This window comes from Streptomyces sp. NPDC006259, assembly GCF_042870975.1.
Classification (GTDB): Bacteria; Actinomycetota; Actinomycetes; order Streptomycetales; family Streptomycetaceae; genus Streptomyces.
Map to the genome: position 1 here is coordinate 956954 of NZ_JBIAHY010000001.1, position 11685 is coordinate 968638.

Below are 11685 nucleotides of genomic sequence, written 5' to 3' on the forward strand. Positions count from 1 at the left end.
GTATGGCGCCCACTTAGAGTTCGGCATCGGGACCGCTTTCCCGAACTGCTCGGAGTTGCCCCCATGAACCCTCGTCGTAGTAACAGCTCGCTCCCCCGGCCGGGCCGGTCGGCCTACGGGGTGGCGTCCGCTGTCGTCCTGCTTCTCATACCCGTGGTCGTGCTGGTCGGAGGCGACCAGTTCCGCGAGTTCCTGAACTTCGGTGCGGGCGTCCTCTCCCTCGTCTCGCTCAGCTGCTCGGTGATCTGGGGCCTGGTCGCCCAGGACCGGGTCTTCCTCAACACGCGCCAGCGGCTCATCGGCCAGGCCGTGCACCGGACGACGGCGGTCGCCTCGATCGCGTTCCTGCTGCTGCACATCACCACGAAGATCGCGCTGGACCACACCCAATTCATCGCCGCGGTCGTCCCGTTCTCGCTCGGCGTCACCGGAAGCGCCGGCCTGATCGGCCTCGGCTCGCTGGCCGGACTCCTGATGATCTTCGTGGGCATCACCGGCGCGCTGCGCAGCCGGTTCGCCTCACCGGCCCCGGTGGCCGCCCGCTGGCGCGCCATGCACATGCTGGCCTACCCGGCCTGGTGCGCCGCGCTGATCCACGGACTCTACGCGGGTCGCGCGGCCAAGCCGGTCTTCACCATCCTCTACAGCCTGTGCCTGCTGGGCGTCATGGCCGTCCTCGCGCTGCGCTCCGCACCACGGCCCTTCAAGCGCCGGCTCGCCGACCGGATCGCCGCGGTCCTGGGCACCGACGAGCCGGCCGGCCGCGACGCGTTGGACGCGAGCCGGGCCCGGATGGCCGAGTCCCAGTCCCTCCCCGGCTACGAGAGCCGCCCCGGCCGGGGAGCGGAAGGGGCCGGCTCCGGGCGCACGGCGCCGCCGTCGGCTCGGTTCGACACGCCCGCGCCCGAGCCCGCGAACGGCTTCGCGGCCGCCTACCGCGCCGTCTCGACGCCCCCGCGCGCGGAGCAGTCGTTCGCGGCCGACCAGACCGCGCGCATGGACCTGTTGTACGACACGCAGGCCACCGCCGCCGTCCCGCGCGCGGACGGCGGCGGCAGCACCTCCGGCAGCTGGCCCATCCCGTCCCCGCCGCCGGTCGGTGAGGCCCCGCAGTCGGTCTACGACCCGCTCCAGGACACGGGATTCAACATCCCGGTCTATGGCAATCCGGGCACCGGCGGGTACGCCGGGAGTGACGTGTACGACACCGGTGAGACAAACACCCGGTATGACGCGTACAACCCGAACGACACGTACAACAGCGGTCCCGCCGATGAACCATCCCCCGGGGCGTCCTTCGACGCCCCGGGTTCGGGCGAACCTTGGAACACGCCTTCCGGAGGCTATAGGTGAACGAGGCCCTGCCCGACGTCCCAGAAGTCCGCGTGGTCGGCCTTCCGCAGCTCACGTCGGGCTTCGACCTTGTCGAGAGACTCGATCTGCCCATGCACCTCAAGGTGCACGGGCCGCTCGAACCCATGGGCGGGGAGAAGCTCGCGCAGCTCTCCGAACGCATCAACCTGAAGGGCCGCGGCGGCGCGGGCTTCCCCTTCCACAAGAAGCTGCGCTCCGTCGCCGACGCGGCGATCAAGCGGGGCGTGCGACCGGTCGTCGTCGTCAACGGCAGCGAGGACGAACCGGCCTGCCGCAAGGACACGGTCCTGATCAACCGTGCCCCGCACCTCATCCTGGACGGCGCGCTGCTGGTCGCGGAGGCGCTGGGGGCCCGCACGCTCGTGGTGGCGGTCACCCGTGAATCGACCCAGCGCTCCATGGAGGCCGCACTGGCCGAGCGCGGCCTCAGCAACGGCCGTCGTTCGGCGTTGAGGGCGTTCGTCCAGCGCAACCCGATCCGCATGGTCACCGGCGCGGCCGCGTCCGTGGTCCGCTCCATCGACGGCGGCCCGGCGATCCCGCCCGGCCGCAAGGTCAGCGCCTCGCAGAACGGCGTCGGCGGCGCCCCGACCCTGCTGTCCAACGCCGAGACCTTCGCCCAGCTGGCCATCGGCGCCCGCATCGGCCCGGAGCGCTACGGCAACACCGGCCTGTACGACGAGCCCGGCACCGTCATGCTGACGGTCTCCGGCGCCGTCGCCCGCCCGATGGTGATCGAGGTCCCCACCGGCGTCCCGCTGCGCTACGTCCTCCAGCTGGCCGGCGCCCCGCCGGTACCGCAGGGCGTGCTGACCGGCGGCTACCACGGCAAGTGGATCGACGCGGCGACGGTCAACGAGGCGGTCGTCTCCCGCAACTCCCTGGACGCGGTGGGCGGCGCGCTGGGCGCCGGCGCGATCCTGCCGATCAGTCAGGAGACCTGCCCGCTGGGCGAGTCGCTGCGCGTGGCCCAGTGGCTGGCCGAGGAGAGCGCGGGGCAGTGCGGTCCCTGCTACCTCGGTCTGCCGGCCGCGGCACGCGGGCTGGAGGACATCATCAACGGCGGCGGACCGGCCGCCCTGGAGGCGCTCAAGCAGGTCGCCAAGAACGTCAAGCGGCGCGGCGCCTGCTCGCACCCGGACGGCTCCGCGATGTTCCTGGAGTCGACCATCAAGGCGTTCACGGACGACCTGGCGGCCCATGTCCTCGGCAATGGCTGCGGACGGCCCGTGGAGGGCGTTCTGCCGCTCTTCGAGGGCGGCATGGCCCCGGCGGGCATCTCGGCCGGCGGAGCGCCCGAGGACGGCGGCGACAGCCGTCAGAAGATCTACGTGGACTGGACCCTGTGCCGCGGCCACGGTCTGTGCGCGGACATCCTGCCGGAGGTCTTCCAGCTCGGCGCGGACGGATTCCCGACGGTCGCCCAGGCGAAGGTGCCGCGTTACGCGGAGGCGAAGGCGCTGCGCGCGGTGCGCCGCTGCCCGGCGCTCGCCCTGCGCATCGAGGAGGACACGCGCGCGAAGGAGCCCTCCCGCAACCTTCCCGTCCTCTCCCAGGGGCGCGGCCGCCGCGCCCTGGGGCGCTGAATCCCCCACCACGCGAGAGGGGCCGTCCGACGGCGCGGCCCCTCGCTCCCTTTCCCCCCGTACACGCCGGTGCGCACACGAAAAAGATCCCGCCGGATCTTTCGATCCGGCGGGATCCGCTGTGGAGCTAAGGAGAATTGAACTCCTGACCTCCTGCATGCCATGCAGGCGCTCTACCAACTGAGCTATAGCCCCTCGCACTGTCCGCCGGGTTTCCCTGGCGGCGACGCCAACATTACACGGTCCTGGGGGTGCAGCACCAAATCGTTTCCGCTCTGTCCGGTTTCATCCGGAATGCCACTTCAGGCAGTGACGAAGGAGTAGAACCGCTTGAGCGTGCAGTGCTCCTCGAGAAGCCGGCCGTAGATCGGCTCCCCCTCCAGTTCCCGGTACGTCTCGATCGGGTCGCCTTTTATGATCAGCGCCCGCGCGCATTCCTCGCACCAGTACTGGTAGTCCGGGTTGACCGGCTCCATGTCGCGGACGATCGGGGTGCCACTGCCGCACCAGTCGCACTTCCTCCTGTGGGCACCCATCGATCAGCTCCAGCTGTGGCCGCAGGCCGTGCACACGTAGGAGATCCCGCCGTTGTCACCGAGGACCTGGGCCACGAAGGCGGAACCGCAGGAAGGGCAGCCGAGCCGGGTGGCCGTCTCCCGTGTCATCGCTGCTTCGAAGAGGTGGCCGCCCTCTCCGAGGATGCTCGCAGGCATCGCAACTCCCTCCCGTCGGGCCGCGCCCCCTTCCGGCCGTTTGATTCTGCCACGGCCGGGCCAATACGGTCAGCGACGCCTCAGTACCAGTCCGGCCACAGCACCCCGCGCGGCTCTCGGAGCGAGCGCGAACGCGCATGTGAGAAGCGTTTCCGCAGAGATATACGCCTGCGGGTCCCCGAGTGACTCAAACCGGTCCGGGAAGAGTGCGCCGAAGGCCGCGACACCCGGTCAGCCGGCCGCGCCCGGCCCACCCGAGGCACGGGCACCGCCACCTGCCCCCGCGGTCACCGCCCTCGGGACCGACCACACCGAAGAGGGCGGAGAGCGGAGTTGCTGCGGGCAAGGAAAAGATCCCGCCCCCACAGGGGACGGGATCTTCTCGAAACCGATCCGACAACTCGACGGAGTGTCGACCAGTGGAGCTAAGGAGAATTGAACTCCTGACCTCCTGCATGCCATGCAGGCGCTCTACCAACTGAGCTATAGCCCCTCGCGTTCTTCCCGCTTGCCGCTCGGCGGGGCGAACAAGAAGAACTTTAGCCTGCGACCTGCCGGAAAGTGAAATCCGGGTCCGGGCCGTCCCGCAGCACTCAGTCGTCGTCGCCGAGGACCGGTTCCGGCAGGGTGCCGGCGTTGTGCTCGAGGAGCCGCCAGCCGCGGGCGCCCTCGCCGAGGACGGACCAGCAGCAGTTGGAAAGGCCGCCGAGGCTCTCCCAGTCGCGCGCCTCCAGGCCGAGCAGGCGGCCGATGGTGGTACGGATCGTGCCGCCGTGGCTGACGACGACGAGCGTGCCGTCCTCGGGCAGCTTCTCGGCGTGCCGCAGCACGACCGGGGCGGCCCGGTCGGCCACCTCCGACTCCAGTTCGCCGCCGCCGCGGCGGACGGGCTCACCGCGCTTCCACGCGGTGTACTCCTCGCCGAACCGGGAGACGATCTCCTCGTGCGTCAGCCCCTGCCAGACACCCGCGTACGTCTCGCGCAGGGCCTCGTCGTGGGCGACCTCCAGGCCCGTGAGCGCGGCCAGTTCGGCCGCCGTGTCGGCGGCCCGCCGCAGGTCGGAGGCGACGATGGCGTCCGGCCCGAGAGAGGCCAGCAACCGGGCGGACCGGCGGGCCTGGGCCACGCCGGTCTCGGTCAGCGGAACGTCCGTGGTGCCCTGGAAACGGCGCTCCACGTTCCACAGGGTCTGGCCGTGCCGCCAGAGGATGACGCGCCGGCCGCGGCCCGGCGTCCGGCCGGCCGCAGGTGCGGCCCCGGCACCCGGCGCGGTCATCACCAATCACCGTCCGGCTCGGCCTCGTCCTGGGCGGCCTGCAGCTTGGCGTGCTCCTGGGCCTTGCCCCGGGTCGCCTTGGCGTCGGCGGGCAGGTCCAGCTCGGGGCAGTCCTTCCACAGCCGCTCCATGGCGTAGAAGACGCGCTCCTCGCTGTGCTGGACGTGGACGACGATGTCGACGTAGTCGAGCAGGACCCAGCGGGCCTCGCGGTCGCCCTCGCGGCGGACCGGCTTGACGCCGAGTTCCTTCTGGAGGCGCTCCTCGATCTCGTCGACGATCGACTTGACCTGGCGGTCGTTGGGGGCGGAGGCCAGCAGGAAGGCGTCCGTGATCGACAGCACGTCGCTGACGTCGTAGGCGATGATGTCGTGCGCGAGCTTGTCGGCAGCCGCCTGGGCGGCGGTCTGGATCAGCTCGATGGAGCGGTCTGTGGCGGTCACTACGTGGCTTTCCGTCGGCGGTCGTTTGACCTCAAGGGTCTCACGGCCGCCGACGGCGCCCCACGCGAATACTCCGGGCCCGCCGTGCTCGGGGGTCGTCGCCGTGGGCGGCCCCCTCCCGTCCCCGCCCCGGCTAGGACGAGGAGGGCTCGTAGTCCTTGCCCAGGACGACCGTGACGTCCGCGTTCGCGGGGACCGTGCCCTTCGCCACGGCGGTGTCCGGAAGGCCCAGGGTCTTGGCGACCTCGGTGGCGTTCCCCCGGTCGGCGGCGTCCGCGTACAGCACCTTCGACGCGGCCGTGGTGCCGCCCGACGCCGTGCCGCCGTCCAGGAAGGTGAACCCGCCGTTGAGGAGGACCACGCGCGCGTCCTCGCTGGTGGATCCGGCCCCGCTGGCGTTCTGCACGGAGACGCTGACCGCCGCGTCCTGGTCGGGACTCTTCGCGGTGCCGCCGAGGATGTCCTTGACCACGCTCGCGCCGGCCGCGGCGCTGAGCGTGCCGTCGGCCTGGACGGGCAGCAGGGCGGTCTTGTAGTCGCCGCCCTTGGCGAGATCGGCGAGGTCGGCGAGGAAGGCGCCGAGGTCCTTGTCGGTGAGCGAGGGGTCGAGGATCTGCGCCAGGGTCTGCACGGTGACGGTGGCGCCCTGCGGATCGGAGGACACCTTGCGCAGCACCGCCTGCATGACCTGGCCGAACCGCTCCAGCTGGGCGTTCTGGGCCTCGCCCTCGGCGCGGTAGGTGGCGTAGGCGACGGCCGTCTTTCCGCTGAGGGTGCGGCCCTCGCCCTTGGTCACGAGCGGGGCCTGTCCCTTCTTCTTGGCGGCCGGATCGGGCACGGTGGTGTCGGTGTCCACCTCGATGTTGCCGACGAGGTCGACGAGGTTCTGCAGATACGGGGTGTCCAGCCGCCAGGTGCCCTGGATCTCGGTGCCGAGGACGGCGTCCAGCGACTCGCGCGTGCCGGCGGAGCCGTCGCCGTCGACGGACTTGGCGAGGGTCGTGGTGGTGCCGTCGTCGGTGGTGACGACGAGCGAGTTGGGCAGCAGGACGGTGGTGCCCTGCTTCGTGGTGGTGTTGTCGACGAGCAGGGCCGTGGAGGTGCCGCCCTTGGCGGTGTCGTGCAGGTGGACCACGATCACGTCGCGCTTCTGGGCGGCGGGCGCGGCCGTGGTGCCGGTCTTCGCGTCGTCCGACGACGACAGTCCGGGCAGCTTCCCGGCGTACCCGAGGTAGCCCACTCCGCCGACCGCGGTGAGCGCGAGGACGACTGCCAGGGCGACCAGGCGGCCGCGGGCGCGGCGCTTGGCCTCCTCCCGGCGCTCGGTGCGGTTCTCGGTGAAGTTCAGCCAGTCGATGACGTCCTCGGAGTCCCCGTCGGGATCCTCGACGAACGCGAACTGCTCGGTGGGGTAGTCCCGTTGCGGTCGCTCGGAGGTCTCCGCAGGGCCCTGGTGCTCCTCGGCCTCCACGGGGCCGGCCTGCTGCGGGATGTAGGCGGTCTGCTCGGCGACGCGGGGCTGCTGTCCGCTGGTCGCGGTCTGCCCGTAGGGGTCGTACGGGGCGGTCGCGGCGCCCTGCTGCCCACCCGTGCCGGTGCCGTAGGGGTCGTGCACGGGCACCTGCCGGCCGGTGTCGTACGGGTCGTAGGCGGGTGTGGGCGGCTGCTGACCGGTGTCGTACGGGTCGTAGGCGGGCGTCGCCGGCTGCTGCCCCGTGTCGTAGGGGTCGTAGGCGGGCGCGGCCGGCTGCCGACCGGTGTCGTACGCGGGGTAGGCGGGCTGCTGCTGTCCGCCCTGGGCGTACGGGTCGTAGCCGTAGCCCTGCTGCTGCCCGTACGGGTCGTAGGCCTGCTGGGGCGGGACCTGGCGGTACACAGGCTGCCCGTATTCGTCGTAGCCGACGAGTTCGTACGGAAGCTCCCCGTAGTCCGCGTCGTTTCGGTCGTTCACCGGTGCCCCTCTCGGCTCACTCGCCGCGGTACAGCTCGCGCTTGTCGATGTAGCGCACGACGCCGTCCGGCACCAGATACCAGACGGGGTCGCCCTTGGCGACCCTCGCGCGGCAGTCCGTGGAGGAGATGGCCAGTGCGGGGACCTCGACGAGGGAGACGCCCCCCTCGGGGAGGCCGGGGTCGGCCAGGTTGTGGCCGGGCCGGGTGACTCCGACGAAGTGGGCGAGGGAGAACAGTTCCTCGCTGTCGCGCCAGGTCAGGATCTGCCCCAGGGCGTCCGCGCCGGTGATGAAGAACAGGTCGGCGTCGGGATTGAGGGACCGCAGGTCGCGCAGGGTGTCCACGGTGTAGGTGGGGCCACCCCGGTCGATGTCGATGCGGCTGACCGAGAACTGCGGGTTCTCGACGGTCGCGATGACCGTCATCAGGTAGCGGTCCTCGGCCAGTGAGACCCTGCGGCTGCTCTTCTGCCACGGCTCGCCGGTCGGGACGAACACGACCTCGTCCAGGTGGAACCGCGCGGCGACCTCACTGGCCGCCACGAGGTGTCCGTGGTGGATCGGATCGAACGTTCCGCCCATGACGCCGAGGCGGCGCTTGCCCGGATTGGACGGGCCGTTCGCCGTGCCGCTCGACGGACCGGTAGGCATGTCCTGCTCTCCCATGCGTGCAGACCCTACCGGCCCGTCCTGAGGGCACCGATCGGCCGGTGCCCGGAGTGCCCCGCTACGAACAAGGCCGACCTCAGCGGTCGCGGTTGAAGCGCGTGGTGATCCACAGCAGGAGCAGCAGGATCAGGAAGGCGCCACCACCGGTGACCAGCGGGCTCAGGCTCTCGTGGTTGCCACCGTGCTCCTCGCCCTCGGCGGCGAGGGTGACCAACTGGGCAGCTGCGCTGTGGAAGCTCATCTTCGGCAGGACCTATCCGATGGGGTCCCCCGCTCGACCGGATCGAGATGGGGGAGGGCGAGATAAAGATGTCGGCCCATCGTAAGCGGGCGCCTCATCCCGCCACACGCCGACTCCGCCGTGCGAAAACCGCGGGCTCCGCCGTGGGGAGAGCGAGCGGGGGAACCTTCCCGGCGGCTCAGTCGTCTTTCCGCGTGTAGCCCCGCAACAGGAACCAGGCCGTCAGCACGCAACCCAGCACCATCACGATCAGCACGACCCGAAGCAGGTCCCCCGAACCCTGCCGCTGCGCGGCGTCGGCGGCCTGCGCGATCCAGGCTGCTGCGGGGCTGTGCTCCATGGCGCGGGACTCCTTCGGTGTAGTGCCCGTCCACCGTAACTCCGCCTAGGGTGGGCCCTGCCTCGGGGGCGCAAAGGGCTGCACAAGGGTCCGCAAAGGACCACACATACAAGGGCCATACACACGCACTTGGGGGATGGATGTCCGACGACGGCCACGAGCACGACGGTCACGAGCACGTGCCGAGCAGGCAGCGCAGGCGCTTTCCCGGTCTCTCCTCGCGTGCGTACGAGCACCCGGCCGACCGCTCCGCCCTGGTGGCGCTGCGCAAGCTGAGCGGCTTCGACACGGTCTTCAAGGCGCTCAGCGGGCTGCTGCCCGAGCGGAGTCTGCGTCTGCTGTTCCTGTCCGACTCGGTCCGCGTCTCGGACCAGCAGTTCACGCACCTGAACGACATGCTGCGGGACGCCTGCTACATCCTGGACCTCGAGAAGGTCCCGGCGATGTACGTCACCCAGGATCCGCGGCCCAACGCGATGTGCATCGGCCTGGACGAGCCGATCATCGTGGTCACCACGAGCCTGGTGGAACTGCTCGACGAGGAGGAGATGCGGGCGGTCATCGGCCACGAGGTGGGCCACGCCCTGTCCGGGCACGCCGTGTACCGCACGATCCTGCTGTTCCTGACGAGCCTCGCCCTCAAGGTCGCCTGGATCCCGCTGGGCAACCTGGCGATCATGGCGATCGTGACCGCGCTGCGGGAGTGGTTCCGCAAGTCGGAGCTGTCCGCGGACCGGGCCGGCCTGCTGGTCGGGCAGGACCTGAAGGCCTCGATGCGCGGCCTGATGAAGATCGCCGGCGGAAACCACCTGCACGAGATGAACGTGGACGCGTTCCTCAAGCAGGCCGAGGAGTACGAGGCCGGCGGTGACCTGCGCGACTCCGTGCTGAAGATCCTCAACGTGCTGCCCCGCTCCCACCCCTTCACCACCGTGCGCGCGGCCGAGCTGAAGAAGTGGGCCGAGTCCCGCGACTACCAGCGGATCCTGGACGGCCACTACCCGCGTCGCGCCGAGGACAAGGACACCTCGGTCAGCGACTCCTTCCGCGAGTCGGCCTCGCACTACACCGACCACGTGAAGAGTTCCAAGGACCCGCTGATGAAGCTGGTCACCGACATCGCGGGCGGGGCGGGGAACCTGGGCGGCCGGGTCCGCCGGGGCTTCGACGGCTTCACCGCCACCGCTCCCCCGCGGGACCGCCCGACGGACACGCCCCCGCGCGACGAGGACTGACGGGGGACGACCGCCCGGCGAGGGCAGACAGGCCTCGCCACTCGCATCCCGCCCGTCGACACCCCGCTCCTGGCCCTCCGCCGCTCACACGCTGGGCTGTGCGCTCGCCGCCAGTGATCCGCAGAGCGGCGTCGCTCCGCCGGTCGCGTAGGGGTCGGTGCCGGCCGGGCCGCCCGTCTGGGCGGTCCGGCCGGCGAGCAGGGGGCGCAGGTGGTTCGTGGAGTCCTCGCCGCAGGACAGCGGGCCGGCCTGGACGTAGGACACGATCAGCTGGGTCTGGCGCAGCCGCAGGTCGTCGCGGTCGAAGCGGAACTGAAGCTCGCGGCGGACGGTGAACAGCGAGACGGGGGCCTTCGCGTCGGCTCCGGGCGGCCGCAGGGCGTACACGAAGGTGTGGTCGGCGGTGACCTCCAGGGTGGCGGCGTCGGCCTCGGCGGCCTGGAGGGTGCCCTGGACGCGGACCCCGTCGTCGGCGAGTTCGGCGCGGGCCGGGTCGAAGCGCACGAGCCATCCGGTGGGCGCGTGCCGGCCGTCGGCGGCCGGGTGGGTGAAGCTCTCGTCGAACTGGTCGACCTGATCGGTGTCGAGCAGCATCCGTACGGGCCGTACCTGCTGTCCGGTGAGCACCTCCGGGTCGAGGGAGGAGCGCACGAGGTACTCCTTGGCGGTCGTCAGAGCGGTGACGACCTGGCTGTCGGAGAAGTGCGCCGTCCGCCGGGAGGGCGGCAGCGGGATGCCCTCGGCGCCGATGCGGAACTGCGCGGCGGGGCTGTGCTCGAACAGGTACGCCGGATCTGCGGTGCCCGGTACGGCGCCCTGCGGGGCGAGCGGGATGACGGTCATCCGCAGTGGCTCGACGGCGCGGCGGGCGGCCGGGGTCTGGTAGGGATGCCGGACGCCCATGTAGATCGCGGTGATGAAGGCGAGGGCGATCAGCAGGACCAGGGCGAGGGCCTGCCGGGAGAGGCCGGTGCGGCGCAGCGGCGGGCGAGGGCGTACGGCGGGAGCGTGGTCGGCGATGCGCTCCTCGGCGGAGTACTCCTGGAGACGGGCAGCGCTCACGAACGATTCGTCGAAGACGACGGATCGGAACTCCTCCTCGCCACCACCGGAAGTCCCCTCGGGTGCCCCTTCCGGTGGCTCTCCGGGCCTGCCCATACCTTCAGGGTAGGTCGCGCGGAGCCCGGGTAAACGCCCCGCTGCGCGACAAGTTCGGACAGGTTCCCTCCCGGTCGGCGGCGCTTGCTCAGGGCGTGCGCGGGACGGCCGCGACGGGTGGCCGGGACTGGTCGGTGACGGCGGACGGAACCGGCCCGGCACCGTGTTCCAGGCCGGTCGACGCGGGCGACGGGGGCTGGTCGCGATCGCCTGAGGAGGAGGCGCCGCGGTAGACCGCGGCGAAGGCCAGCACGACCATGCCGACGCCCATGACCACGGCGAGCATCCAGGCGACCGGCCGGTGCCAGCGGACCTGCTTGCCGTAGGAGCCGAACCCGCTGTAGCGCCGGTCCCAGGAATCGGGGTCGTCGGGATCGTCGAGGTCGTCCAGCTCGTCGTGGTCCGGACCGTGAGCGAACTCGCCGGGGCCGTAGAGGTCGTCGTAGCGGTCTCCGCGGGCGCGGCGGGCTTCCGCCTCCGAGGCCTCGGCTCTCGCCCGGGCGGCGGCCAGGAGGCGTTCGACGGCGGTCGGCTCGTGGACCGGTGCCGCCTGCACGAAGGCCTCGTCGAAGACCACGGAGGCGAACTCTTCGTCCGACACCCCGCGGTCGTGGTCGTCGTCGGGCTCCCAGCCGTCAGGGAACGGCGTGCCCCCCACGTCCTCCGGCACGGATCCAGAGTAGACCTGGGGGGTCGG

Annotated in this window: 13 protein-coding genes and 2 tRNA genes; 3 read left to right on the forward strand and 12 right to left on the reverse strand. The window is 71.3% G+C overall.

The window, feature by feature from the left end; genetic code table 11:
- Window positions 1–63 precede the first annotated feature (63 nt).
- A complete protein-coding gene (locus ACFYO5_RS04005) occupies window positions 64–1353 on the forward strand; it encodes a cytochrome b/b6 domain-containing protein (protein WP_388703895.1) in 1290 nt (429 codons plus the stop codon).
- Window positions 1350–2960, forward strand: coding sequence for an NADH-ubiquinone oxidoreductase-F iron-sulfur binding region domain-containing protein (locus ACFYO5_RS04010; RefSeq protein ID WP_356559720.1), 1611 nt, complete (start codon window positions 1350–1352; stop codon window positions 2958–2960). The genes ACFYO5_RS04005 and ACFYO5_RS04010 overlap by 4 nt, the downstream gene beginning before the upstream one ends.
- A gap of 122 nt (window positions 2961–3082) precedes the next feature.
- Here the strand turns inward: ACFYO5_RS04010 and ACFYO5_RS04015 are convergent.
- The 10 genes from ACFYO5_RS04015 to ACFYO5_RS04060 form a co-directional block, all read right to left on the reverse strand.
- A tRNA-Ala gene (locus ACFYO5_RS04015) sits at window positions 3083–3155 on the reverse strand.
- A gap of 107 nt (window positions 3156–3262) precedes the next feature.
- Window positions 3263–3496 carry a hypothetical protein gene (locus tag ACFYO5_RS04020; RefSeq protein ID WP_003976229.1) on the reverse strand — a complete coding sequence of 78 codons (234 nt, stop codon included), beginning with the start codon at window positions 3494–3496 and terminating at the stop codon, window positions 3263–3265.
- Window positions 3497–3499: 3 nt separating this feature from the next.
- A complete protein-coding gene (locus ACFYO5_RS04025; RefSeq protein ID WP_356559721.1) occupies window positions 3500–3673 on the reverse strand; it encodes a hypothetical protein in 174 nt (57 codons plus the stop codon).
- Between the two features lie 420 nt (window positions 3674–4093).
- A tRNA-Ala gene (locus ACFYO5_RS04030) sits at window positions 4094–4166 on the reverse strand.
- Window positions 4167–4266: 100 nt separating this feature from the next.
- On the reverse strand, window positions 4267–4950 hold the full coding sequence (locus ACFYO5_RS04035; RefSeq protein WP_388703899.1) for a histidine phosphatase family protein: 684 nt from the start codon (window positions 4948–4950) through the stop codon (window positions 4267–4269).
- Window positions 4950–5393, reverse strand: coding sequence for a ribosome silencing factor (gene rsfS / locus ACFYO5_RS04040; protein ID WP_388703901.1), 444 nt, complete (start codon window positions 5391–5393; stop codon window positions 4950–4952). The genes ACFYO5_RS04035 and rsfS overlap by 1 nt, the downstream gene beginning before the upstream one ends.
- Window positions 5394–5526: 133 nt before the next feature.
- Window positions 5527–7344: a LytR C-terminal domain-containing protein gene (locus tag ACFYO5_RS04045; RefSeq protein WP_388703904.1), complete on the reverse strand. Its 1818-nt coding sequence runs from the start codon at window positions 7342–7344 to the stop codon at window positions 5527–5529.
- Between the two features lie 16 nt (window positions 7345–7360).
- On the reverse strand, window positions 7361–8011 hold the full coding sequence (nadD, locus tag ACFYO5_RS04050; protein ID WP_356559725.1) for a nicotinate-nucleotide adenylyltransferase: 651 nt from the start codon (window positions 8009–8011) through the stop codon (window positions 7361–7363).
- Window positions 8012–8090: 79 nt separating this feature from the next.
- Entirely contained in the window at window positions 8091–8255 is a 165-nt protein-coding gene (locus ACFYO5_RS04055; protein WP_356559726.1) for a hypothetical protein, read from the reverse strand.
- A gap of 178 nt (window positions 8256–8433) precedes the next feature.
- Complete coding sequence (locus ACFYO5_RS04060) at window positions 8434–8595, reverse strand: hypothetical protein (protein WP_388703908.1); 162 nt, start codon at window positions 8593–8595, stop codon at window positions 8434–8436.
- 140 nt (window positions 8596–8735) lie between these two features.
- Here ACFYO5_RS04060 and ACFYO5_RS04065 point away from each other — a divergent pair, with 140 nt between their 5' ends.
- Window positions 8736–9830 carry a M48 family metallopeptidase gene (locus ACFYO5_RS04065; RefSeq protein WP_356559728.1) on the forward strand — a complete coding sequence of 365 codons (1095 nt, stop codon included), beginning with the start codon at window positions 8736–8738 and terminating at the stop codon, window positions 9828–9830.
- Between the two features lie 84 nt (window positions 9831–9914).
- On the opposite strand, the gene ACFYO5_RS04070 is transcribed toward ACFYO5_RS04065, so the two are convergent.
- Both ACFYO5_RS04070 and ACFYO5_RS04075 read right to left on the reverse strand, forming a co-directional pair.
- Window positions 9915–10988, reverse strand: coding sequence for a hypothetical protein (locus tag ACFYO5_RS04070; protein ID WP_388703911.1), 1074 nt, complete (start codon window positions 10986–10988; stop codon window positions 9915–9917).
- 88 nt (window positions 10989–11076) lie between these two features.
- Window positions 11077–11658, reverse strand: a complete 582-nt coding sequence (locus tag ACFYO5_RS04075; RefSeq protein ID WP_388703914.1) for a hypothetical protein — start codon at window positions 11656–11658, stop codon at window positions 11077–11079.
- Between the last annotated feature and the right edge of the window lie 27 nt (window positions 11659–11685).